This is a genomic window from Acinetobacter sp. 40AMC3-4, assembly GCF_049898185.1.
GTDB lineage: Bacteria > Pseudomonadota > Gammaproteobacteria > Pseudomonadales > Moraxellaceae > Acinetobacter.
The window spans coordinates 335,193-360,184 of sequence record NZ_JAFCXG010000002.1 but is presented as its reverse complement, the minus strand read 5'-3'; the positions used below and the strand labels follow the sequence as shown (position 1 = coordinate 360,184).

General features: G+C 44.3%; 20 protein-coding genes and 2 pseudogenes. 13 read left to right on the top strand and 9 right to left on the bottom strand.

Annotated elements, in window-relative coordinates; translation table 11 throughout:
* Window positions 1–3: 3 nt before the first annotated feature.
* Entirely contained in the window at window positions 4–1,062 is a 1,059-nt protein-coding gene (locus tag ACP7BU_RS04450) for a DUF1176 domain-containing protein (protein ID WP_425878954.1), read from the top strand.
* A gap of 79 nt (window positions 1,063–1,141) precedes the next feature.
* On the opposite strand, the gene ACP7BU_RS04445 is transcribed toward ACP7BU_RS04450, so the two are convergent.
* Window positions 1,142–1,909: a hydroxymethylpyrimidine/phosphomethylpyrimidine kinase gene (locus ACP7BU_RS04445; RefSeq protein WP_114541029.1), complete on the bottom strand. Its 768-nt coding sequence runs from the start codon at window positions 1,907–1,909 to the stop codon at window positions 1,142–1,144.
* Between the two features lie 98 nt (window positions 1,910–2,007).
* On the opposite strand from ACP7BU_RS04445, the gene ACP7BU_RS04440 reads away from it, so the two are divergent.
* A complete protein-coding gene (locus tag ACP7BU_RS04440) occupies window positions 2,008–2,655 on the top strand; it encodes an HAD-IA family hydrolase (RefSeq protein ID WP_425878671.1) in 648 nt (215 codons plus the stop codon).
* 148 nt (window positions 2,656–2,803) lie between these two features.
* Here the strand turns inward: ACP7BU_RS04440 and ACP7BU_RS04435 are convergent, their stop codons facing one another.
* Window positions 2,804–3,319 (bottom strand): hypothetical protein, encoded by a 516-nt coding sequence (locus ACP7BU_RS04435; protein WP_004645901.1) that lies wholly within the window; start codon window positions 3,317–3,319, stop codon window positions 2,804–2,806.
* 24 nt (window positions 3,320–3,343) lie between these two features.
* Window positions 3,344–3,952, bottom strand: coding sequence for a DUF805 domain-containing protein (locus ACP7BU_RS04430; RefSeq protein ID WP_313564352.1), 609 nt, complete (start codon window positions 3,950–3,952; stop codon window positions 3,344–3,346).
* A gap of 482 nt (window positions 3,953–4,434) precedes the next feature.
* Here ACP7BU_RS04430 and ACP7BU_RS04425 point away from each other — a divergent pair, with 482 nt between their 5' ends.
* The 3 genes from ACP7BU_RS04425 (at window position 4,435) to ACP7BU_RS04415 (ending at window position 10,771) form a co-directional block, all read left to right on the top strand.
* Window positions 4,435–5,676: a carbohydrate porin gene (locus ACP7BU_RS04425; protein ID WP_425878956.1), complete on the top strand. Its 1,242-nt coding sequence runs from the start codon at window positions 4,435–4,437 to the stop codon at window positions 5,674–5,676.
* A 171-nt stretch (window positions 5,677–5,847) separates the two neighbouring features.
* The gene (locus ACP7BU_RS04420) at window positions 5,848–8,250 is read left to right on the top strand and encodes a glucose/quinate/shikimate family membrane-bound PQQ-dependent dehydrogenase (protein WP_374952484.1); all 2,403 of its coding nucleotides are present in this window, start codon (window positions 5,848–5,850) and stop codon (window positions 8,248–8,250) included.
* A 391-nt stretch (window positions 8,251–8,641) separates the two neighbouring features.
* Complete coding sequence (locus ACP7BU_RS04415) at window positions 8,642–10,771, top strand: TonB-dependent receptor domain-containing protein (protein ID WP_425878674.1); 2,130 nt, start codon at window positions 8,642–8,644, stop codon at window positions 10,769–10,771.
* Between the two features lie 109 nt (window positions 10,772–10,880).
* Here the strand turns inward: ACP7BU_RS04415 and ACP7BU_RS04410 are convergent.
* Window positions 10,881–11,009 (bottom strand): annotated as a pseudogene (locus tag ACP7BU_RS04410) (arsenical resistance protein ArsH); the annotation flags it as partial.
* Between ACP7BU_RS04410 and ACP7BU_RS04405 the strand changes: the two are divergent.
* Window positions 11,003–11,107, top strand: a pseudogene (locus ACP7BU_RS04405) (arsenate reductase (glutaredoxin)); the annotation flags it as partial. The pseudogenes ACP7BU_RS04410 and ACP7BU_RS04405 overlap by 7 nt on opposite strands.
* 105 nt (window positions 11,108–11,212) lie before the next feature.
* On the opposite strand, the gene ACP7BU_RS04400 reads toward ACP7BU_RS04405, so the two are convergent.
* The 4 genes from ACP7BU_RS04400 to ACP7BU_RS04385 all read right to left on the bottom strand — a co-directional run bounded on the left by ACP7BU_RS04400 (window position 11,213) and on the right by ACP7BU_RS04385 (window position 16,026).
* On the bottom strand, window positions 11,213–12,496 hold the full coding sequence (locus ACP7BU_RS04400; RefSeq protein ID WP_114541022.1) for a ribonucleotide-diphosphate reductase subunit beta: 1,284 nt from the start codon (window positions 12,494–12,496) through the stop codon (window positions 11,213–11,215).
* A gap of 141 nt (window positions 12,497–12,637) precedes the next feature.
* A complete protein-coding gene (locus ACP7BU_RS04395) occupies window positions 12,638–12,766 on the bottom strand; it encodes a hypothetical protein (protein ID WP_266100017.1) in 129 nt (42 codons plus the stop codon).
* A 34-nt stretch (window positions 12,767–12,800) separates the two neighbouring features.
* Window positions 12,801–13,082, bottom strand: a complete 282-nt coding sequence (locus ACP7BU_RS04390; RefSeq protein WP_253144269.1) for a hypothetical protein — start codon at window positions 13,080–13,082, stop codon at window positions 12,801–12,803.
* A 106-nt stretch (window positions 13,083–13,188) separates the two neighbouring features.
* Window positions 13,189–16,026, bottom strand: coding sequence for a ribonucleoside-diphosphate reductase subunit alpha (locus ACP7BU_RS04385; protein ID WP_425878677.1), 2,838 nt, complete (start codon window positions 16,024–16,026; stop codon window positions 13,189–13,191).
* Between the two features lie 567 nt (window positions 16,027–16,593).
* Here ACP7BU_RS04385 and bfmR point away from each other — a divergent pair.
* Entirely contained in the window at window positions 16,594–17,310 is a 717-nt protein-coding gene (gene bfmR / locus ACP7BU_RS04380) for a response regulator transcription factor BfmR (RefSeq protein ID WP_004280782.1), read from the top strand.
* 42 nt (window positions 17,311–17,352) lie between these two features.
* The gene (gene bfmS, locus ACP7BU_RS04375) at window positions 17,353–19,026 is read left to right on the top strand and encodes a sensor histidine kinase BfmS (RefSeq protein ID WP_005104083.1); all 1,674 of its coding nucleotides are present in this window, start codon (window positions 17,353–17,355) and stop codon (window positions 19,024–19,026) included.
* 66 nt (window positions 19,027–19,092) lie between these two features.
* Here bfmS and ACP7BU_RS04370 read toward each other — a convergent pair whose 3' ends face one another.
* Entirely contained in the window at window positions 19,093–19,449 is a 357-nt protein-coding gene (locus ACP7BU_RS04370; RefSeq protein WP_425878679.1) for a hypothetical protein, read from the bottom strand.
* Window positions 19,450–20,021: 572 nt separating this feature from the next.
* Between ACP7BU_RS04370 and ndhC the strand changes: the two genes are divergently transcribed.
* The 5 genes from ndhC (at window position 20,022) to nuoF (ending at window position 24,985) form a co-directional block, all read left to right on the top strand.
* Window positions 20,022–20,567 (top strand): NADH-quinone oxidoreductase subunit A, encoded by a 546-nt coding sequence (gene ndhC, locus ACP7BU_RS04365; protein WP_004280779.1) that lies wholly within the window; start codon window positions 20,022–20,024, stop codon window positions 20,565–20,567.
* Window positions 20,568–20,573: 6 nt separating this feature from the next.
* The gene (locus tag ACP7BU_RS04360) at window positions 20,574–21,254 is read left to right on the top strand and encodes a NuoB/complex I 20 kDa subunit family protein (protein ID WP_004280778.1); all 681 of its coding nucleotides are present in this window, start codon (window positions 20,574–20,576) and stop codon (window positions 21,252–21,254) included.
* Between the two features lie 91 nt (window positions 21,255–21,345).
* A complete protein-coding gene (gene nuoC, locus ACP7BU_RS04355; protein WP_004732074.1) occupies window positions 21,346–23,133 on the top strand; it encodes an NADH-quinone oxidoreductase subunit C/D in 1,788 nt (595 codons plus the stop codon).
* A 14-nt stretch (window positions 23,134–23,147) separates the two neighbouring features.
* Complete coding sequence (nuoE, locus tag ACP7BU_RS04350) at window positions 23,148–23,657, top strand: NADH-quinone oxidoreductase subunit NuoE (protein ID WP_005247901.1); 510 nt, start codon at window positions 23,148–23,150, stop codon at window positions 23,655–23,657.
* On the top strand, window positions 23,654–24,985 hold the full coding sequence (nuoF, locus tag ACP7BU_RS04345) for an NADH-quinone oxidoreductase subunit NuoF (protein ID WP_005106202.1): 1,332 nt from the start codon (window positions 23,654–23,656) through the stop codon (window positions 24,983–24,985). Before nuoE ends, nuoF begins: the two co-directional genes overlap by 4 nt.
* Window positions 24,986–24,992: the final 7 nt, after the last annotated feature.

The window sequence follows — 24,992 nt, the reverse complement described above, 5'->3', positions numbered from 1 at the left end:
ATGATGAAACAAAAATGGATCTACAACATCAAAATCATGAGTATCACATTTGGTCTAGCCAGTATCAGTTCATGGAGTCTGGCTGCTATTCAGGGACTGCATTTTTTACATAAAGACTGGGAAATTTCCTGTGATAATACCGGCACCTGCCGCGCTGCCGGTTATCAATCGGATCAAGATATTGATCAGCCGGTTTCGGTGCTACTAGAGCGTGCTGCGGGTGCAAACAGTAGTATCAAAGCCCAAGTCCAGATTTTACCCTTAGCTGCTGCCACACCTACACGACAGCTTCAGCTACAAATTGCCAGCACACCTTATGGTGTGATTGGTCTGAATCGGGAGGGAATAGGGCAACTCAGTACTGATCAAACGCGAGCCTTGCTAAAAGCTGTACAGGGAACAGCTCCGGTTGTATTTAAGAATACCCAATCACGCTGGAACCTGTCCACTTCCGGTGCCAGTGCCGTTTTACTCAAGATGGATGAATTTCAGCGTCGACTTTCTACGCCCTCAGCCTTGATCAGGCCGGGGAAAAAATCCAATCAGGCGGTGCTCAAAGCTGCAGCGATACCGAAAATTCAGATACCAAAATATCAGTCAGGCAAAGTCACTCAAGCAAAACTGAATACGGCAACAAGTCAGCAGATGATTCGAAAACTGCAAGCCACCACCAAGGAAGATCAATGTGATTTGCTGTTTAGCCAGCGTTTTCTGGATGATGATGTTATGACCATTTATCCCATTAATGCCCAGAATCAACTGATTCAGATTCCATGCTGGCGTGGGGCTTATAATATGGGTAGTGGCTTCTGGCTGATGGATCGAAACAAGCAATTTAAACAGTTGGTGACGACCTCGGGAGAAACATTTAGCCAAGGCCAGATATTTTCTGGGCATAAAGTACGTGGTTTGGGTGATTGTCTGAGTCAGGACGAATGGGCCTGGAATGGCAAGAAATTTGTCAAAAGCTTCAGTAGTCTGACCGTGCAATGTAAAGGCTTCGCCGGTGGTACTTGGAATTTACCGACCTACGTAAGCAAAGTCATTTATCAGGCCAAATAGTATTGTTTATAAAATAGCAGCGATAAAAAAGCCTGAATGACTCAGGCTTTTTTTAGTTTTGATTTTAAGAGGTGTGACCTTAAAAACGCTTTGGAATTCTTTGGCCATTCGGAACAGGAATTTCAGCATTTTTTAATACCCCAAATAACCAGGTTTCAGCATGCTGTACCGCGGTTTTCAACTGATCACCCATGGCCAGACGTCCGGCAATGAAACTAGCCAATGAACAACCAGAACCATGATATTCACCTGGCAGACGTGGACAGCGAGTTTCGTTGACCAGCTCACCTGCGATATACAGGCTGTTCTGGATATAATCAGGCGTATCTTCATGCCCCCCTTTGACTAAAACAGCCTGTGCACCCATTTTAAACAATTTTTGAGTGGCCAGTTTGAGGTCTTGCTCACCCGTCAGGGCACGCAGTTCAACCGTATTTGGCGTTAAAATGGTGGCCAATGGAATCAGCTGGGTAAATGCTTTGACCAGCGTTTCCTGATTACCCAGCGAGCCGCCACTATTGGCGACCAAAACCGGATCCAGCACATACAGATAATCTGGATGTACAGTCAGAAACTCGGCCAGAGCCACGATATTGTCTGTGGTGCCTAACATGCCAGATTTTACGCAACGAATGGGCAGGTCATTGACCACCGCATTGGCCTGTGCCAACAGCAATTCTCTGGAAGTGGCTTCGAAACCAAAAACCTGCTGTGAATTTTGAATAGTGAGGGCTGTGCAGGCAATTGCCGCATGTGCACCACTTTGACCAATAGCTTCAATATCTGCTTGAAGGCCGGCTCCACCTGAAGGGTCTAAACCGGAAAAGCAAAGTACGGTAGGGCGCAAAATGATGTCCTTCATTCACTAAAATTGCATTAGTATAGGCAAATTTGAATGAACTCTCGATATTAATTTATATCGGTGCTGATGAGAGGGGATAGGCGGTGATTAAGAATATTTTAATTGATCTGGATGGGACATTAACCGATCCGAAAGTGGGGATTACGACGTCTGCACGCTATGGTCTGGAAAAAATTGGTCATCCGATTAGTGACGAGATCAATATCGACTGGATTATTGGTCCTCCTTTAAAAGCCTCACTAGCCAAAATTTTAAATGTTGAAGCCGATCATGTGCTGGCTGAGCAGGCCTTAATGGGTTATCGGGAGCGCTTTGCAGTCAAGGGTCTCTATGAAAATCATGTTTTTGAGGGTGTAGCAGAAACGCTGGCAGAACTGAAACGCCGTGGTTATCGCTTGTTTGTCGCTACAGCAAAACCGACAGTGTATGCCAAACAGATTCTGGAACATTTTGATCTGGCCCAGTATTTTACCGACGTTTATGGCAGTGAGCTGAATGGTGACCGAACCAATAAAGCCGAGCTGATTCAGTATATTTTAGCGCAGCAACAGTTACAGGCCGATCAATGCATGATGGTCGGTGACCGTGAGCATGACATTTTTGGCGCCCGTCACAATGGTATTGAGACTATAGCGGTAAGTTATGGTTATGGCAGTCAGGAAGAGTTAGAAGTGGCACAACCTAAATATAAAATTGACCGCTTTAATCAGTTGCTAGATTATTTTAAATAAACCCTAATTTTTGCTTATTTTATTTGAGCTGATTTTTAGAGATATTTTGTCTATAAGCTGCTACATCTATACAGATCAACTCTCTTATTAGATTGTTATCTCAATAAAAATCCCGCAGCGTGCGGGATTTTTGCTCTTGGATGAACATTTAAAGCGTCAAAAACCAGGTCGATGCCAGCACCACCATAATGATGATCACCAGTAAAATGTTGATGATCGTCATTCGATGTTGGGGGGGAACTCTGGCTTTGGTCAGAGCATTTCCTGCATGGTCAAACAGGATGACATTTTGCACGCTACTTTCATAACCGAGTTCGAGTAACGCACGCTTTTCAACTTCGGTTAAACCGTCTTCAGGCAGATCCATAATTTGCAGCAGTGCTATAGAGCTAAATAGTTTCTTCATCATTGACGATGGTAACAGCCGTTTCAGCGTCACCGCGGCTGCATCAAAGTCGGCAATAATACTCCGCGGATGGGCATAGGGCACATCGGGTAGCAGGGTATGCGTAATCGTGCCATCTATATTCATCAGCTGCATTTTATCTTTATAGATTTGCACCCATACAGCATCTGGAAATTTCACTAATTGATCTTGCAGCATGGAGAAAGTCTGATTTTGCTGATATTTAGTCATTAAATAATCGATAAACAAATCCCGCATCAAGACGGGATTTGTAAGGTTCGGTTATTTGGCAGGAGCACCATACTCATTGTTTTGTTGCTTGGTTTCAGTTGCCCACCACCAGATCAGTACCAGTATGCCAATCACGGTAAGCGTCAGTAATTGCCACCAACCAGAGCGTCCTACATCATGCAAGCGACGCGCGCCAACGGCCAGACTTGGGACTAGAAGTGCCAGATTAAGCAGGCTATTCACCAGCGGTTTAGTGCCTAAAACTGTATCAATTACCTCAGCAACAATGCCTAAAATTACACAAAACAGCATAAAGAACCAAAATTCTTTACGGCGTGCACGGCCGGAAAAGTTTGCATAGTTGGTCAGACATTTTACAAACCAGTCAATGCTGCTGTAATTTTCCTCGGCTTGATCCAGATTTGAATATTTGCCAAGCTGACTGGAAATTTTTTCTCCCAGATAAATAGAACTGCCTAAGGCCAGATAAACCTCAGATGCTTCACCCGCGGTATTGACGATAAAATCGACCCGATCACCGCGTGAAGGTGGACGCTCACTACGCCAGTCTGCGCCATTAAAGCTATAGCGCTGATTATCATCCCCCGAGATAAAACCGGTATTGTGTTGAATAGAAAAATCAAGGATTGAACCTTTCATGCTTGTTCTCGTCTATTAAGCTAGATTATTGTTTTAAAGCGACGCAATTTCTTATCAGAATAACTTTAGCATAATCTAATTTTTAAAAGTTTATGGTGAAATGACAATAATTTTTTCATGTTTTTAAAAGCCTTATCGCAATAGTGATTCAGTATTCAATCAACAAAAAATGTAGCGTTGCATGATTTGAAATGAAGAAAATTAAATAGTAATGGAGCTGATTTATCTCTGAGTCTTTTATAAGAAATTAAAGCTAAATCTATCTGATGAATATCAAATTGTTCTTTGGAGCTATGGTTTGATGTTATTAAATTTAATATAATGATAAACAAATACTTATAAATTTAAAATTTACAAAAAGTATATAATAATACTAATAAATATAACATTTTGTTCATACTTTTTATCTATTGGTAACAATTTTTTAAAATCAACAGGCGTACAATAAAAAGCTTCATATGGTGATGAAGGTGTCACATTCAATGTATCTCTCCCCATTATCGAAGGCCTTTTACCTTTGCTGTGCCTCTTTCATCTTAACCACGACCACTGTGCATGCTGAAGCTGCTTTCAGTTCGGAAAGCCCGTGGATGCTCGGTGACTGGAACGGGCAACGTACAGCACTCCAAAATCAGGGCTATGATTTCAGTTTTGGTTATACCGGTGAAATGGCAAGCTTGATCGATGCACAAAGATCTTCAAGCCATAGAACTGAATATGCGGACCAGTTTGTTTTTGGGGCACATCTGGATCTGGCAAAAATTGCAGGCTGGCAAGATACTGAAGCGCAAATTACTGTCACTCAGCGTAACGGTCAGTCACTGTCTCAAAGCGCTGCTGCTTTAAATGGCCATTTAAGTTCAGTGCAAGAAGTCTGGGGCCGTGGTCAAACCTGGCGTCTGACTGATTTATGGATCAAGAAAAAATTCCTGGAACAAAAACTGGATGTGAAAGTCGGGCGCTTCGGTGAGGGTGAAGACTTCAATAGTTTTGACTGCGATTTTCAGAATCTGGCCCTATGCGGTTCACAAGTCGGGAACTGGGTTGGTGATCAATGGTACAACTGGCCAGTAAGCCAATGGGCAGCCCGGGTCAAATACAACATTAACCCTGAATTTTATGCCCAGATCGGTGCTTATGAATACAACCCTGAGAATCTGGAACGTGGCAAAGGATTTAACCTGAGCACGGATGGTTCTAAAGGGGTAATGCTTCCTGCAGAAGTGGTTTGGACGCCTAAACTGGGTGAACAAAAACTACCGGGTGAATATCGCGCCGGTTATTACTACAGTACAGCTGAGGCTGAAGTCATTTCCAATCCAGATCAAACCGACCATCACCATGGGGGTTGGATCGTTGCCAAGCAACAATTGACTGCACATCACGGTGATGCTTCGCGTGGTCTGACCGGCTTTGTGAATGCGACAGTGCATGACTCCAAAACCAATAACGTCAGTGATATGCAAAATATCGGGCTGGTTTACAAAGGCGCGATGGATTCACGTCCTCAAGATGAAATTGCGTTCGGTATTGCACGCATCAACATGAATAACGATGTCAGTACTGATCGTCATCAAGAAATCGATGCAGAAATTTATTATGGTTTACATGCCACCCCCTGGCTCACCATTCGCCCGAATGTGCAATATGTGCGTCACGTCGGTGCGGACAAAAACGGTGAAAATGTCTGGGTGGGCGGAATTAAGTTTAATACGTCATTTTAAAACATAGTTTTTAGTTGCAAATACACTATTGAATCTCTAGGTGCTTTGTTGCAGTAATGGGCAATGCCTGCTTAAGACATTGATGTATTTATAACTCAGAATTTAACAATAAGGGTGCTCATGCCTGTCATGTGCATGGACTTTCAAAAAAAACTTTTATAGGTGTTCAATATGAATACTTCATCATCAGGTTCAGTACTGAAAACGATTTTAGCGGTCATTGCCGCTGTTTTCGGTATAGGACTGCTGATTGGAGGGATTTATCTTGCAGTGCTGGGTGGGTCTTGGTACTACATCATTGCAGGTATTCTCTTTATTGCGACCGCAGTTCTCTTGTATAAACGAAAAAGTGCTGCACTCCTTGTTTATGCCATATTCGTTTTGGCGACAGTGGTGTGGGGGCTGTGGGAAGTCGGTTCAGATTTCTTTGCACTTGCGCCGCGTTTAGATATTTTAGGGCTGTTTGGTCTGGCCCTGCTGATTCCGGCTACCACACGTGGCTTTGATCATGCTAAAACCGCGAAAATTGCCTTGGGTGCTTCATTGGCCATTACCATCGCTGTCATGATTTATGCTGTATTTAATGACCCGCAAGAAATTCGCGGTGAATTAAAATCCCAGCAGCCTGCAACTCACCAGCCAATTCCCGGTGTGGCAGATGAAGACTGGCCTGCTTATGGTCGTACCCAGTCCGGTTTACGGTATTCACCGTTAAAGCAGATTAATACTGAAAATGTCAAAGATTTGCAGGTGGCTTGGGAATATCACACGGGCGAATTCAAGACTGAAAATGACTCGGGTGAAACCACCAATCAGGTTACCCCAATCAAGGTGGGTGACAACATGTACATCTGTACCACTCACCAGAAATTGACTGCGCTTGATCCGGCAACAGGTAAGGCGAAATGGACCTATGATCCAAAGCTGAAAGCTGATCATACCTATCAGCATTTAACCTGTCGTGGCGTGTCTTATTATGATGTCAACAATACGGCTGGTTTTGAAAGCAGTCTCGCTGCGAAAAAAAGCAGCTCTGCTGAATGTCCACAAAAAGTCATTTTACCGGTCAATGATGGGCGTTTAGTGGCGGTCAATGCGACCACCGGTAAAGTCTGTTCTGATTTTGGTAAAAATGGCGAAGTCGATCTGCAAAAAGATATGCCATTCCCATATCCGGGCGGTTATATTCCAACCTCACCGCCTGTAGTAACCGGCACCACCATTATTATTGCGGGTTCAACTACCGACAACTATTCAACTGAAGAACCATCGGGTGTGATCCGTGGTTATGACGTGAATACCGGTGAACTGCTTTGGGTATTTGACACAGGCGCTGAAGATCCGAATTTGATTCCTGCACCGGGTCAAAAATTTGTACATAACTCTCCAAATGCTTGGGCACCTTTGGCCTATGATGCAGAGCTGGACATCGTCTACGTACCAACGGGTGTCGGTACCCCGGATATTTACGGTGGTCACCGGACTGAACTGGACGAGCGTTATGCCAACTCGATGCTGGCCCTGAATGCGACGACTGGTAAGCTAGTATGGAACTTCCAGACTACCCATCATGATTTGTGGGATATGGACGTACCTTCACAGCCGACATTGACCGAGATTAAAGACAAAAGTGGCAATATGGTTCCAGCCATTTATGTCTTGACCAAAACTGGGAATGCTTTTGTGCTGGATCGTCGTAATGGTAAAGCGATTGTGCCGATTACCGAGAAACCGGTACCACAATCTGTGAAACGTGGACCCCAAACCAAAGGTGAGTTCTATTCTAAAACTCAACCGTTCTCTGATTTTAATCTGGCGCCACAAGATAAATTGACCGATAAACAGATGTGGGGTGCGACCATGTTTGACCAGTTGGTCTGCCGTGTTGCATTCCATAAACTGAATTACGATGGCATTTATACACCACCTTCTGAAAATGGGACACTGGTCTTCCCGGGCAATTTGGGTGTGTTTGAATGGGGTGGTATGTCGGTGAATCCGGACCGTCAAATTGCATTAACCAACCCGATTGGCCTGCCATTTGTATCGAAACTGATTCCTCAAGATCCGAACCGTCCTAAGACGGCTAAAGGTGCAGGCACAGAAGCAGGTGTTCAACCGATGTATGGTGTGCCTTATGGTGTTGAAATCAGTGCGTTCCTGTCTCCATTCGGTCTACCGTGTAAACAGCCATCATGGGGATTTGTTGCAGGTGTGGACTTAAATACTCATGAAGTGGCCTGGAAACGCCGCATCGGTACCATTCGTGACAGTATGCCGGGCATTCCATTGCCGCCATTCAAAATGGGTGTGCCGATGCTGGGTGGGCCTATTTCAACTGCGGGTAATGTAATGTTTGTGGGTGGAACTCAAGATAACTACATTCGCGCCATCAACGTGAACAACGGTGATGAATTGTGGAAAGGCCGTCTACCTGCGGGTGGTCAGGCTACACCAATGACTTATGAAGCGAATGGCAAGCAGTATGTGGTCATTATGGCGGGTGGTCATGGTTCCTTTGGGACTAAAATGGGCGACTCTCTGGTGGCTTATGCCTTGCCAGACAATAAATAGTTAAATTTTTAAATCAGTATGAAGGAGCCTGATTCGTCAGGCTTTTTTATTATGTATTGTTGAATGCCTACATCCAGTTTTAAGGACACAGAGAAATGATGTTGATTTGTTGCTGAAAGCTCAATTTCATTCAGATCGCATTAAAATAATATGCTTTGTATCTGGCTGATTTTAAGCGCAATTCAGATAAAGGATTAATCAAGTCTGAATTTACCGAACACAGAATTTTAAGCTCAAAGTCTTTCTATCCATTGAACGAACTATATGTCATCGAATCAGCGCATTTATTGGATATCGATGCTTAAAACAAAATGAATTGAATCATGAGATGTACGCCATCTTGATAAGGTATTTGCCGCATTAAACCACTTTCAAATAAGGCCTGTTATTTATGTATCAAAGCCCGAAATTTCCATTTGTGAAATCGACCTTGTCCTGCCTGATTGCTTGCGCAGGTCAGAATATTTATGCAGAAAATGACACACAAGAAGTCCAAAGGTTAGACACGATTATCATTCAAGCGACCCGTACCGATCGGGAGCGATTGACCACACCGGCATCAGTGTATTATCTGAATCAAGAACAAGATAACAGCATGAATGTGAACCTGTCGGAAACATTAAAAGGCGTTCCAGGATTACAGTTAAATAATCGTGAAAACTATGCCCAGGACCTGCAAATTTCGATGCGAGGCTTTGGCGCTCGCTCCAGTTTTGGTGTGCGTGGTGTGCGTTTATATGTGGATGGAATCCCTGCAACGATGCCGGATGGGCAGGGGCAAACCTCGAATATTGATTTGAACAGTCTGGATCATATTGAGGTTTTGGGTGGTGCGTTTTCCTCGTTGTATGGCAACTCTTCGGGGGGAACGATTTTAACCACCACAACGGAAGGGCAAGGCGCTGACTCAATTGAACTGGGGCATTCTGCAGGGAGTCAGAACAAAGGGCAGACCAAGCTGGTTTTGCAAGGCGGTTCAGAGAATGCTTCAGAGCCAAGCTATATCATCAGCTCCTCTTATTTTGATACCAATGGTTACCGTGATCACAGCAGTGCACATAAAGTTCTGAATAATGCCAAGCTGACCTGGGATCTGGAAGATGGTTCTAAAATCAACTGGATGAATAACTATGTCAAAATTGCAGCGGATGATCCGGGTGGTTTAACCCGAGACCAGTGGAAGGCCAATCCCCGACAGGTCGCGACCAACGTCCTTCTTTATAATGCACGTAAAGAAATTGAGCAGCTGCAAACAGGTTTGACCTGGAATAAACCGATCAATGATCAGCATGAACTGTATGGTATGGCCTACTGGGGACAGCGCGCAGTCACGCAATATCAGTCGATTCCTCGTACAGCACAAGGTGGAGTTAATCATGCGGGTGGCGTGATTGATTTTGACCGTAATTTTTATGGGACAGATTTACGCTGGACGGGTAAAGATATTCTGCCAGATATCCAACTGATTGCTGGTCTCGCTTTTGATGCCATGACTGAAGACCGTAAAGGCTATCAAAACTTTTTAGGTGATCGCTTGGGGGTTAAAGGTGAACTGCGTCGAGATGAAGATAATACCCTGTGGAATTTAGATCCGTATTTGCAAGCTTCTTATCACTTTGCTCCCGATTGGACCTTGGATGCCGGCCTGCGCTATAGCAATGTTCATTTCAAGTCTAAAGACAAGTTTCTGGCGAATGGCAATAATTCAGGTAAAACCGATTATCAGAAATTATTGCCCTCCATGGCTTTAAGCTGGCAGATTTTACCTGAGCTGATGACTTATGTCAGTTATGCACAAGGCTTTGAAACGCCCACCTTTACCGAAATGTCTTATCCTGCAAATACTGCAGAACACCGGAGCTTTAGTTTAAAAGCAGCAGAAAGTGAAACGTATGAACTTGGCTTAAAATCTGCTAATCGTTTCGGTGATTTTACTGCTGCAGTATTCCATACCACGACTCAGGATGACATTGTTTCTGCAGGTAATGACAATGGTCGCTCTACTTTCCGTAATGCAGATCAAACTTTAAGAGAAGGTATTGAACTCTCCTGGAATAAAAGTTTATGGCGTGATCTCACTGCTCAAGCCAGCTATAGCTATATAGATGCAACTTTTGATGCTGATATTCCTGAAATTTTAAATCAGAATGGCAATATTGCAGTGTCGAGAGTTGAATCAGGAAACTATATTCCCGGTATTGCCAAAAATCAGGCATTTTTAAGTCTGGGCTGGAAACCTGAAAATGGTTTGAGTGCAGGTTTGGATGTACGTTATTCAGATCGAATTTATGTCAATGATACCAATACTGAATATGCACCCAGCTATACTGTTGCTGGTGCCAATGTTGGCTATAAATGGAATATGAAAGACTGGTCTGTCAAAACTTTTGCACGTGTCGATAATCTTTTTGATAAAGACTATTCAGGTTCAGTGATTGTCAATGAAAGCAATAGTCGTTTCTATGAACCAGCAGAAGGGCGAAACTGGAGTGCGGGTTTGAGCGTGACAAAAGAGTTTTAATTGAAATGATTTGTGGCTGCTAAATTTTCAAAATAAAAAATCCCGCTTTTAAAGCGGGATTTTAAATATTGAGGTTTTAAAAAGATGAATCGAAGCAGTCTGGAAAATACTAGATTGTTTTCTGATTTACCCGCTTTGATAATTCCCCGGCACTTTCGACCCGTTCAGAATATCGATCGGTGAGATCAGCAGACTGACCGCGGGTGAGTAAGGTGAACTTGTAGAGTTCCTCCATCAGAAGTTGTTTTAGATATTCTTTCTGCTCCGCAGTGCGCAGCGTTTAGCAATGAAGATGGGGAAATGATTATTGATGAAGCAGGGAAGCGGTTGAAATAAATCCCAGAATTGAAGACGATAAATCAGATCATAAAAAAGCCACCGCAAGGGTGGCTTTTTATTTAAAGTTAAAATCACAGATGTCGTGTCATTTTAAGCTAAACCTTACCAGCTTAACGCACCGCCAGTTTGGTAATCTGTTACGCGCGTCTCGAAGAAATTCTTCTCTTTACGCAAGTCCATCATCTCTGACATCCACTGGAACGGGTTATTCACACCAGCAAACTGTTCAGGCAAGCCTAACTGCGCCAGACGACGGTTAGCAATAAACTTCAGGTATTCTTCCATCATGCCAGCATTCATGCCAAGTACACCGCGTGGCATGGTGTCACGTGCATATTCGATTTCCAGCATGGTACCTTCAAGAATCATCTGGATGATTTCTTCCTGGAATTCAGTGGTCCATAAACCTGGGTTTTCGATCTTGATCTGGTTGATCATATCGATACCAAAGTTCAGGTGCATTGACTCATCACGCAGGATGTACTGGAATTGCTCGGCAACACCATTCATCTTGTTACGACGGCCCATCGACAGGATCTGGCTGAAACCACAGTAGAAGAAGATACCTTCAAGTACACAGTAGAACGCGATCAGGTTGCGAAGCAGGATCTGGTCGTTTTCAGGTGTGCCGGTTTTGAAAGTAGGATCACTTAAAGACTGAGTATATTTCAGGCCCCACGCCGCTTTACGTGCCACTGACGGTACTTCGCGGTACATGTTGAAGACTTCGCCTTCATCCATACCTAGCGACTCGATACAATACTGGTAAGCGTGTGTGTGAATCGCTTCTTCAAACGCCTGACGCAAAATGTACTGACGGCATTCAGGGTTGGTAATGTGACGATAAATCGCCAGTACCAGATTGTTTGCAACCAGTGAATCGGCAGTCGAGAAGAAACCAAGTGAACGCATTACGATGGTACGTTCATCTTCAGTCAAGCCATTTTCAGACTTCCACAGCGCGATGTCGTGGTTCATGTTGACTTCTTGTGGCATCCAGTGGTTTGCACAACCATCCAGATACTTCTGCCAAGCCCATTCGTATTTGAATGGAACAAGCTGGTTCAAGTCTGCACGACAGTTGATCATCGCCTTGTCATCAACCTGTACGCGTTGCGCACCCATTTCAAGCTCTTCCAGGCCTGGAGCTACATCAAGTTGCTCTAGGGAAGCAGATGCTCTTGCCAGCGAATCGGTTGGATTTGATCCTCGGTTTTGAGTGGCTCTAAGGGGTTGTGCAGCTGCCACATCCGGCGATGCGTTGCCTGCATCAGATACCATCTGTGAATTAGACGTTTTTTGCGGCTCGACGGGCGCAGGCTGCTGTTCAGGTGCAGCCGGTTTTTGCGAATCATCTTCGAAATCGTCCCAACTTAGGATAGACATATCAATTCTCTCTACGTTGCTTTATATCTTTTATGAGACATTCAGCTTGGCTGAGATGTCTTACTATACGCTCAATTTGTTTAAGCAAAATTAAGTTTTGTTGATGAATGCTCTAGTTTTATACAGGAGCAATAATCCCCACTACTTATTTTGCTTACGCTGCTGGCGAACTTTGAGCCAGAAGTAAGCAATGGGTAAATAAAAGGTAATACCAAAGGAAATCAGCAATGCCGCAAGTCCTAACATGTAGTTATGAGTCATTGGAGGCATGATGGTGATTTCCTTTATTTTTATAGTTAGCCTATCAAATGATAGGCTGACTCAAATGAATAAAATATAGTGCGAACTTTGCTGCAAAATAAGGTATAGCTAGCACTATAGATAATTCCCAACTCTTTTTAAGAAGTCTTAAAAACTCTGTGAACATATAAGTGAGACAATTAAGCAAGCTATAGATGATTGGCAAATCTCTAAATCGCCAAAACCAAATAGCCGTAATCGCTACACTTACAAATCTTTGAAGAGACTTACGCTCTTCTCTGGTTAAATCAATTTTTCGACCAAAGATATCTTTTCTTTTTTTCATAATTCTTCCTTTCAGAAAAATTACGCTATACGTAGCCTAACGTTTAGAGAATTTCCAGAGAGGCCACGTGAGTAGCCTAATTTCTGAGTTCGATACCTTTAGTTAATTATTGACAAGCTTCACAATCAGGATTGTCAATTGAACATGCCATTGGCACTGGCGCCGCTTGAGCAAAACCTTCTTCCTCTGCAGGAGCTTCAGGTTTTTGCGCTTCAACCACCGGAGCTACTGCCGCAACAGGAGCCGCAACAGTTGCAGGTTTAACTGCATTCAATGCGCCAGTGTTAATTGTAGATTTCTCAGCAGAAGTCGCACCCAATGCACGAAGGTAATAAGTCGTCTTAAGACCACGTAACCAAGCCATCTTGTAAGTGATGTCCAGTTTCTTACCGTTTGCACCAGCGATGTAAAGGTTAAGAGACTGAGCCTGATCGATCCATTTTTGACGACGTGATGCAGCATCCACGATCCAGCGTGTATCAACTTCAAATGCAGTCGCGAAAATGGCTTTAAGCTCTTCAGGAATACGGGAAATCTTCTGCACAGAACCTTCGAAGTGTTTCAGGTCGTTGACCATTACCGCATCCCAAAGACCACGTTCTTTCAACGCACGTACCAGGTACGGGTTAATCACGGTGAATTCGCCAGACAGGTTTGATTTCACATACAAGTTCTGGAAGGTTGGCTCGATTGACTGAGACACGCCACAGATGTTTGAAATCGTTGCTGTTGGTGCAATCGCCATCACGTTCGAGTTACGCATACCGTCTTTTTGAACTTTGGCACGTAACGTGTCCCAGTCCAGACGTTGAGTGCGGTCGACTTCGAACATGCGTTCAGGGCGAGTTTTCGCAACCAGATCAAGCGAGTCGATTGGCAGGATACCTTGATCCCACAATGAACCCTTGAATGTTTCGTATGTACCACGTTCAACAGCCAAATCGCTAGAGGTTGAAATCGCGTAGTATGAGATTACTTCCATCGATTCATCAGCAAACTCAACCGCAGCATCAGAACCATAAGCAAGGTTCATCTCATACAGTGCATCCTGGAAGCCCATGATACCCATACCAACCGGACGGTGTTTCAGGTTCGAGTTGCGCGCTTGCGGAACAGCGTAGTAGTTGATGTCGATCACGTTGTCGAGCATACGAACCGCAGTTTTAACGGTACGTGCCAGTTTTTCGCGATCAAGTACACCACCTTGAACATGTTGTACCAGGTTAATCGAACCCAGGTTACATACCGCGATTTCTTCTTTGCTGGTGTTCAGCGTAATTTCTGTACATAAGTTAGAAGAGTGAACTACACCTACGTGTTGTTGTGGTGAACGCAGGTTACATACGTCTTTGAATGTGATCCACGGGTGACCAGTTTCAAACAGCATAGACAGCATTTTGCGCCACAAATCTTTTGCACGGATTTTCTTGTGCAACATGTTTGTTTCTTTGGCAATCGCTTCGTAATGTGCATAACGCTCAGCGAATTCTGCACCAGTCAAATCATGCAGATCAGGCGTTTCAGAAGGGGTGAACAAAGTCCATTCAGCATCTTCGAATACACGTTGCATGAACAGGTCAGGAACCCAGTTCGCAGTGTTCATGTCATGGGTACGACGACGGTCATCACCAGTGTTCTTACGCAGTTCAAGGAATTCTTCGATGTCCAGGTGCCAGGTTTCTAAGTATGCACATACTGCACCTTTACGCTTGCCGCCCTGGTTAACCGCAACAGCCGTATCATTCGCTACTTTAAGGAATGGAACAACACCTTGCGACTTACCGTTTGTACCTTTGATGTATGAGTTCAAGGCACGAACTGGCGTCCAGTCATTACCTAAACCACCTGCCCATTTAGACAGCATTGCGTTATCACGCATTGCGCCATAGATGTCGTACAGGTCATCATCAATTGTAGTCAAGTAGCAGCTAGACAACTGTGGACGAAGCGTACCTGAGTTAAACAGGGTGGGCGTCGATGCCATGTAGTCGAAGCTAGACAATAAGTTATAGAATTCGATTGCACGGTCTTCACGGTTTTCTTCATTGAGCGACAAGCCCATAGAAACACGCATAAAGAATAATTGCGGCAATTCGAAACGTACGCCATCCGAGTGGATGAAGTAACGGTCAAATAAGGTTTGTAGACCCAGGTAAGTAAACTGGTTAGAACGTTCCGGTTGAATCGCAGCAGCCAGTTTCGCCAGGTCAAAGTTCAGCAATTCTGGAGAAAGCAGCTCAAGCTCAATCCCTTTTTTCAGGTAAGTTTCCAGCGCATCGCCTTCAACTGTATCTACAGGTAGACCCAGGAATTTCAAACCAGTCGCAACCAGGTCATCACGCAATAAACGTGCAGTCACATACGTATAGTTAGGCTCTTGCTCGATACGGGTACGGGTCGCCATCATCATCGTGGTCGAGATGTCAGACTCTTTTACGCCGTTGTACAAGTTTTTCACAGTCTCATCGACAATGGCTTGTACATCAATCCCTTCAAGGCCTTCTGCTGCTTTAGTAACATGCGCAGTTAAAGCACTTAAATCTAGTGGCTTGAGTTTGCCTTCAGCATCGGTAATTTGCAGGGTCGGGTGATGATGTGCACCTAACTGTTTACGTGCTTCAGAACGTTGTTCACGGTAAATGACATAAGAGCGTGCAACTTTCTGTTCGCCCGTACGCATTAGCGCAAGTTCAACTTGGTCTTGAATTTCTTCAATATGAATCGTTCCGCCAGAAGGTAAACGACGTTTAAAGGTATTTAATACCATTTCCGTCAGTTGCTCGATACGATCATGGATCCGGCTCGAGTCAGCGCTTTGTTGGCCTTCAACCGCCAAAAACGCTTTACCAATTGCGACAGAAATTTTTTCTGCATCAAAAGCGGCAACATCACCGGTGCGTTTAATCACCTGAAGTTGACCAGGAGTTGAAGTGATTACGCTCATGTTAGCATAGCTCCATTGTCATCTATTTTTATGTTTATGGACCGTTTGAACTGGGCAAAATTCATGCCACAGTGTTTGAGGAATAAACACAAGACCTAGTGGTTTTAAAATTAATTGAACACAAGATACGGGAAAATTTAGGGTAGATCAATATTGACATTTAGCTAAATATTTTTCTTAAGTTGTGCTTTAATCCTTGTAAAAATATCGCTATTTTTATTGATTTTTGTATAAGCCTTATCAGGCAAGGCATAGCATAACAAAGTCCCAAGAAAGTGCTTATAGATAACACTGTGGATAACTAAAAAGTGCGGAATCAAGCAGTCATATTTTGTCCATGTAATAGTTGTGTAAATCGAAAATCAGATCTAAACCACTGTTTCAAGCATAATTGTCCAAAAAATGCACGATAAAATATTACAAAATGCTATCTTGATGTATCAGTTTGGTGAACGCTATCTTGTTTACAATGTAAACGTGTGTATATTGCAAGCATATTAAAAACGTATCTATTGGATTTCAAAAGGATACGCCTATAGCGTAGATCCACCAAATAAGGGGCAATACATGAGCCAAGAAGAAAAGTTACCCAAGATTTTAATTGTTGAAGATGACGAGCGTCTTGCCCGTTTAACGCAAGAATACCTCATTCGTAACGGACTTGAGGTGGGGGTAGAGCCGGATGGTAACCGTGCCATTCGTCGGATTATTGCCGAGCAGCCAGATATGGTGGTGCTGGATGTGATGTTGCCAGGTGCGGATGGCTTGACCATTTGCCGTGAAGTGCGTCCACATTATCATCAACCGATTTTGATGTTGACTGCGCGTACTGAAGACATGGATCAGGTTTTGGGTCTGGAAATGGGTGCAGATGACTATGTCGCTAAACCGGTTCAGCCACGTGTATTGCTGGCACGTATTCGTGCATTGCTGCGTCGTACTGACAAGGTGCCTGAAGATGAAGTGGCACAGCGCATCGAATTTGATGATCTGGTCATCGACAATGGCGGCCGTTCAGTGACCTTAAATGGCGATCTGGTTGATTTTACCAGTGCAGAATATGACCTGTTATGGTTGCTTGCATCGAATGCTGGCCGTATTCTCTCTCGCGAAGATATTTTCGAGCGTTTACGTGGTATCGAATATGATGGTCAAGACCGTTCAATCGATGTGCGTATTTCTCGTATCCGTCCAAAAATCGGTGACGATCCAGAAAATCCGAAGCGTATTAAAACAGTACGTAGTAAGGGTTATCTTTTTGTTAAAGAGACCAATGGTCTTTAAGCAAATGTGGTTTGTTGCTTGAACAAGCAGGATAAATTATAGGTGTTTAAACACAGTATATTTTTGCGTATATACGCAGGACTCGTCATCCTTGTCGTCTTGGTGGCGGTGTTCGGCTATTTGTTGGTACAGATTATCAACTATCAGCGTGCGCAAGAATATCGCGAATCCCTGACTGATGGTATGGCGTATATCATCAGTGAAGGGGTCGCACGCCAGCCAAATCTCCAGCAAAAGATGGATTGGGTTTCTGATGCCTCCGATTTGCTGGAATTACCTATCCATTATGTAGAAGCCAGTAAGGTCGATATTACCCGTGCTGAAGGGCGCCGTATTGCCGAACGAAAAGCGGTGGTGCGTTGGGACGCCGAATCAGGTATTGCCTATATTGTGGTTGGGCTGCGCGATGACCCGGGTCATTACCTTTATATTAAGGCCGACAGTATTACTGAGCGCCAGATGAAGGCCTTACCAGTCTTTATCCTGGACTATCTGGTCTACTATCCAGGTCAGGAAAAAGAATATCTGGCTCGTATTCAGGATTATTTTTCTTATCCGGTTTCTATCGAAAATGTCCAGAATCTACCTTTAGACTCCGAGCAAATCGGACGTCTGCGTCTGGATCACAGCATCATTTTATACCGCGACAATGCCTCTATTCGTGGTACCACAATTTCAATTATTTCACCGATTCCTGGTTCGACCTCGCAAGTATTGGTCATGGGGCCGGTACCCTTGTTTAACTGGATGCCATTCCAGTTGGCGACCGGTATTACCTTATTAAGCCTTTTTGTGTTGAGTCTGGGTGTTTATGGTCTTCTGGTTCCGATGCAGCGTAAGTTGCGTGAAGTCAGCTATGCCTTAAACAAAATGAAATCGGGTAATATGTCATTGCGTCTTCCTGTGGAAGGCAGTGACGAGATGTCTACACTGGCGTCTAGCTATAACAATATGTCAGATCATATCCAGCGTTTGATCGAAGCGCAGCGTGAGTTGATGCGTGCGGTGTCGCATGAGTTGCGTACACCGGTGGCACGAATCCGCTTTGGTGTGGAAATGATGGCGGATGAAGATGACTACGATTATCGTCTGCAACAGGTGGAACAGATTGATAAAGATATTGAAGCGCTGAATACCTTGATTGATGAGATCATGACCTATGCCAAACTGGAACAGGGCATGCCGTCGATTGAGTTTGAGCAAATCGATCTGTATGACGTACTGAATCAGGTGGCACAAGAAACTGAAGCGCTGAAAACCCAGAAAATCATCGAATTACATCCAATGCCTGTTGCGGTCACAGTAGAGGCGGAGCGTCGTTATCTGCATCGTGTAATTCAGAATCTGGTCGGCAATGCTGTACGTTATTGCGATAATAAAATCTTGATTAGCGGCGGTCTGGATCAGGATGGTCAGGCCTATGTTTGCGTTGAAGATGACGGGCCGGGGATTCCAGAAATAGATCGTGCCCGCATTTTTGAAGCCTTTGCCCGACTGGATGATAGCCGTACCCGTGCGTCGGGTGGTTATGGTTTAGGTTTGTCGATTGTCAGCCGGATTGCGTACTGGTTTGGTGGCACGATTCAGGTGGATCAAAGCCCGACGCTGGGTGGTGCGCGTTTTACCATGACCTGGCCGGCACAACGTTATGTCAAGAAGAGTAAGCGCAAAATGCTGGAAAAAAAGCCAGAGGAAGCGAGTGATCATTTAGCTTGATATTGTGTAAATGATTTTGGTCATAAAAAAACGATGCATCAGCATCGTTTTTTATTGGAAGAGATTTTATTCCTGAATGGTCGCATCAGGTTCAATGAGTGATTTGCCCTCTTTTAAGCTTTGTAGCGCTTCAGGGTTAAAGTCGATCAACAGTTTGGTGTTTTTCGCATCGACATTATAACGCTGAATCAGTTTTTGGTCGCCTGATAACGTTTCGACTTTATATTCGTCAGCGATATTCATAATGCCATCCAGATTGATGCTGGAAGAAGCATGGTCCTCTTGAAAAAGTGCATGGATGTCACGTAAGTCAAAAGCTGCCTGGCTTATGTTGGGATTTTTCTGGATGTAATTTTCTATATGGCTAACCAGTAATTGAGCAAATAAAAAATAATTAGGTCGATGGGAAAAGCGTAGAGACATGCAAGGACTCCTTATTGTTACTTTATTAATGTCATGATGTGGTTTAGAAATAGAAATAACATATTCTGAATCAGTCCGTTGAGCATGTTGCAAAAAGACACAATTGCCAATCCAAGATTACCAAGTAGCTGCAGGGGGTAAAGCAACAGTTAAATATAAAAAATCACATTAAATATCAAGTTAAATCAATTGGTTTGAAAGAAAAAATAGTTGTTAAAATAAGTTTTTATCCGATTTAACTTGGATTCAATAGTGAAAAAGACTATATCTAAATGGGTGGGCGAGAAAAGCAGCTCATCGATCAGCCTATTTTCTGGAAGTGCTCTTTATAGAAAAATTAATAGATAATTAAAATTTAATTTGGGAAAACGATTAAAACGAATTCTGAATGATTAAAGTCAAATTAAATCCTGAAATGTCTAAAAAATCATCCCAAAGACTAAGGCTTATAAACTAGCAAGTGAAATCCAAAATCAGGTACAATTGGCGGGATTAATTTTGTGTTTGGTGTATTTGAAGGCCAATACATACATTCTTTGTTAACAAATAGGCCTGCCAGGAGTTATCCCCGCATGAGTGCTATTACTCCATACGAATGGGCAATTATTGCCTTCGTGATCGGCGTTACATTTTTATGCGTCTTTATGCTGACTGTCCCATTACTCCTCGGGGGTAAATCATGGGGCCGTGCCAAGCAGGAGCAGTTTGAGTCAGGTGTAGTTAGCGCAGGTGGAGCTCGTATCCGCTTGTCTGCAAAGTTCTATTTAGTTGCAATTTTCTTTGTGGTGTTTGATTTAGAAGCACTTTATCTATATGCATGGGCAGTTTCTGTTCGTGAGGTAGGTTGGATTGGTTTTGCAACTGCAGCTATCTTTATCATAGTTTTACTTGTTGGTTTGATTTACGAATTATCGACAGGCGCACTCAATTGGGCACCTTCAGACAGACGTAAGGCAGCAGGAATTAAAGCTAAGATTGGTTCGCCAAATATGGATCTTGCAGAAATTACGCGCTTCAACTCGATTGAAGAATTGGTGATGGATCCAACGGGTCAAATCCCGGCTCAATCATCTGGTTTTGTGAAAAAGTCACAAACTCAATTATCTGATAAGGAGTAAGACGGGATGAAATATACATTAACCCGTGCGAATCCGAATGCTGACCAATATCCACTTCAGGAACGTATTGTTGTAGAAGATCCGTTGCTAGAAGAAGAAGTGAATAAAAATGTATTCATGACTCGCTTAGAGGATGTGGTACATACAGCAGTCAACTGGGGTCGTAAAAACTCAGTTTGGCCATTTAACTTTGGTACATCTTGCTGCTACGTAGAATATGCAACGACCTTGACCGGCGTGCATGACTTGTCACGTTTTGGTGCCGAGGTTATCCGTGCTTCACCGCGTCAGGCGGACTTAATGATTGTAGCGGGTACTTGCTTCGTAAAAATGGCGCCAGTAATTCAGCGTCTGTACGAACAGATGCTTGAACCAAAATGGGTCATTTCAATGGGTGCATGTGCCAACTCAGGTGGTATGTACGATATTTATTCAGTCGTACAAGGTGTGGATAAAATCATCCCGGTCGATGTGTATATTCCAGGTTGCCCACCACGTCCTGAAGCTTTGATTCAGGCATTGATGCTGTTGCAAGACCAGATTCAACTAGAGCGTCGTCCGCTTTCTGCGGTGATCGGTGATGATCTTAAGCCAGTGTATAAGCCAAAGATGATGCCGGAACGTGACCGTAAGAAAGACCAGCGTGTTGCTGTGAAAAATCTGCGCTCAATGGATGAAATTAAATAATTTAAACGACAGGTTGTTTTGTTGTGCACCCGCTATGGGTGTAATTGTCGTTTAGGTTGACTGAATTTGTATTAAATAGGAAGCCAAGCCAATGGCTGAAACTGACATTGCTATGCCAGAATCAACGCCTGTTGATTCACGCCCAGCATTTGCCATTATTGAAGAACTCAAAACCAAATTTGGTGAGAACTTCTTTGTGCAAACGACTTTCGAGGATTTCCCGACAGTCTGGGTTGAGCGCGCACGTGTACAAGAAGTTTTAATGTTCTTGCGTACAGTGTCACGTCCTTACGTGATGTTGTTCGACTTGTCAGCGGTAGATGAGCGTCTGCGTACGCACCGCGACGGTTTACCTGCGTCTGACTTCACAGTGTTCTATCACTTGTTGTCGCTCGAGCGTAATACTGACATTCGTATTAAAGTTGCCTTAGCAGAAAGCGATTTGAATCTTCCGACGGCAACCAATATTTGGCCAAATGCCAACTGGTACGAACGTGAAGCTTACGATATGTTCGGGATCAATTTCGAAGGGCATCCAATGCTCCGTCGTATCTTGTTGCCAACCTATTGGGAAGGTCATCCGCTACGTAAAGAATATTCTGCACGTGCGACTGAATATACGCCGTATTTGCAAGATAAAGCCAAACAGGACTACGAACAGGAACATCTTCGTTTCGTCCCTGAAGATTGGGGTATGAAGCGCGGCAATGCCGATGAAGACTTCATGTTCCTGAACTTGGGTCCGAACCATCCATCTGCGCACGGTGCGTTCCGTGTGATCTTGCAGCTGGACGGTGAAGAAGTGAAAGACTGTGTGCCTGACATCGGTTATCACCACCGTGGTGTGGAAAAGATGGCTGAACGTCAAACCTGGCATTCATTCATTCCGTATACAGACCGTGTCGACTACCTCGGTGGTTGTGCGCAAAACATGCCTTACGTGCTTGGCGTAGAGCAAATGGCGGGTATTACTGTACCTGACCGTGCGCAATGTATCCGCGTGATGATGTCTGAACTGTTCCGTATCAATAACCACTTGTTGTTCATTGGTACTGCGATTCAAGATGCCGGTGGTATGACGCCAGTCTTCTACATGTTTGCTGACCGTCAGAAAATCTATGACGCGATTGAAGCGATCACCGGTTATCGTATGCATCCGGCATGGTTCCGTATCGGTGGTACCGCACATGACCTTCCAAACAACTGGCAGCACCTGATCCGTGAAATTTTGGACTGGATGCCGAAACGTTTGAAGGAATATCATACTGCAGCGCTGAAAAACTCGGTGTTTGTGGGTCGTACCCGTAATGTTGCGCAATATGATGCAAAATCTGCATTGGCTTGGGGTGTAACAGGTACAGGTCTACGCGCTACAGGTATCGACTTTGACGTACGTAAATACCGTCCATATAGCGGTTATGAAAATTATGACTTCGAAGTGCCGGTTGAGTACGAAGGCGATGCCTATGCACGTGTCATCGTTCACTACCGTGAAATCGAAGAATCACTGAAAATTATCAAACAATGTTTAGATAATATGCCGTCTGGTGCGTACAAAGCAGACCATCCACTGGCTGTTCCACCACCAAAAGACAAGACATTACAAGATATTGAAACCTTAATTACGCACTTCCTGAGCGTATCTTGGGGTCCTGTAATGCCGGCGGGTGAAGCATCTGTGATGGCGGAAGTGGTGAAAGGCGCGTCGAACTACTACTTGACTTCAGACAAGTCAACTATGAGTTACCGTACCCGTATCCGTACACCAACCTTCACGCATTTACAGCAAATGCCTTCTGTGATTAACGGCAGCTTAATGTCTGACTTAATCATTTATTTAGCGACCATTGACGTCGTAATGGCTGACGTGGATCGCTAAGGGGTAAACGCATTATGATGATTTTGACTGATAAAAAGCCACGTGTGAATGTTGAAGGAATTTTGACTGCGGACGAAATTCACGATATCGAACATCACATGGGGCACTACCCATACCCACGTGCAGCGTGTCTAGATGCGCTGAAGTGTGTACAACGCCGTAATGGCTGGGTAGATGATGCGCAAATGAATGCCATCGCACAAATGCTCAGCATGAGCGTTGCAGACCTTGAAGGTGTGGCAACGTTCTATAACCGTATTTACCGTCAGCCGGTCGGTCGTCACGTAATTTTGTTATGTGATTCGATTGCGTGTTTCCTGATGGGTGCGGAAACTTTGGCAGAAGCATTCCAGCGCGAATTAGGCATTTCTTTTGGTCAAACGACTGCAGATGGTCGTTTCACTTTGCTGCCAATTTGCTGTCTGGGCAACTGTGACAAAGGTCCAACCTTGATGATTGATGAAGACACGCACGGTCTGGTTGAAGTGACTTCGGTGAAACAGCTGTTGGAGAAGTATGTATGAATACTGAACCAAAACCAATTTATGGCGACGGTAACCCGGAAACGCATCCATTAACATGGCGTTTAAGCAAACAAGCCAACGTACGTAATGCAGATGATTACGAAGCGCTGGAAGGTTATGCAGGCTTTAAAAAAGCACTGAGCATGTCGCCTAAAGATGTATTGGAAGTGGTTAAGGCAGCGACTGTAAAAGGTCGTGGTGGTGCAGGCTTCCCGGCAGGTATCAAATGGTCTTTGATGGCGCCAAACGACAACTCAGGTCCACGTTACCTGATTTGTAATGCCGATGAGATGGAACCAGGTACCTTTAAAGACCGTTTGTTGATGGAAGATCTTCCGCATCAATTGATCGAAGGCATGCTGATTGCAGGCTATACGCTTGAAGCAACACACGGTTATATCTTTATCCGTGGCGAGTACATTGAAGCTGCTCAGTACTTAAATGAAGCACTTGAGCAAGTTCGTGCCAAAGGTTACTTAGGGGATAACATCCTTGGTACAGGCTGGAACTTCGAGTTACACGTGCATACCGGTGCGGGTCGTTATATCTGCGGTGAAGAAACTGCATTGATTAACTCGCTAGAAGGTCGCCGTGCCAACCCGCGTACTAAACCGCCATTCCCGCAAGTTGCAGGTGCTTGGGGTCGTCCTACGATTGTCAACAACGTAGAGACCTACAACAACTTACCAGCCATCATGCTGCGTGGTCCTGAATGGTATATCAACTTGTCTGCGGGTAAGTCGAAAGATCCAGGCACCAAGATTTATGGTGCATCAGGTAAGGTAAAATTCCCGGGTCTATGGGAGCTTCCATTTGGTACGACAGCACGTGAAGTGATTGAAGACCATGCGGGTGGTATGCGTGACGGCTTAAAACTGAAAGCATGGTTACCGGGTGGTGCATCGACTGACTTCCTGGCTGCCGAGCATATTGATCTTCCTATGGATGCGGAAAGCATCATGAAAGCAGGTTCGCGTTTAGGGACTTGCTTACTGATGGTGGTAGATGAAACCCAATGTATGGTTTCAGCGACACGTAACCTCGAAGAATTCTTTGCACGCGAATCATGTGGTTTCTGTACGCCTTGCCGTGATGGCTTACCTTGGGCTGTGAAAGCGCTGAAAGCACTGGAAGATGGCACAGGTAAGAAAGAAGATATCGATCACTTACAAGAACTGACTCGTAAGCTTTGGATTGGTAAAACTTTCTGTGCCCACGCACCGGGTGCAATGGAGCCGCTTATGGGCGCACTCAAATATTTCCGTGGCGAATTTGAAGCGAAGGTTGTGAATGCCGCCGCTCAAACCAGCAACGTAGAACAAGCTTAAGGAATTC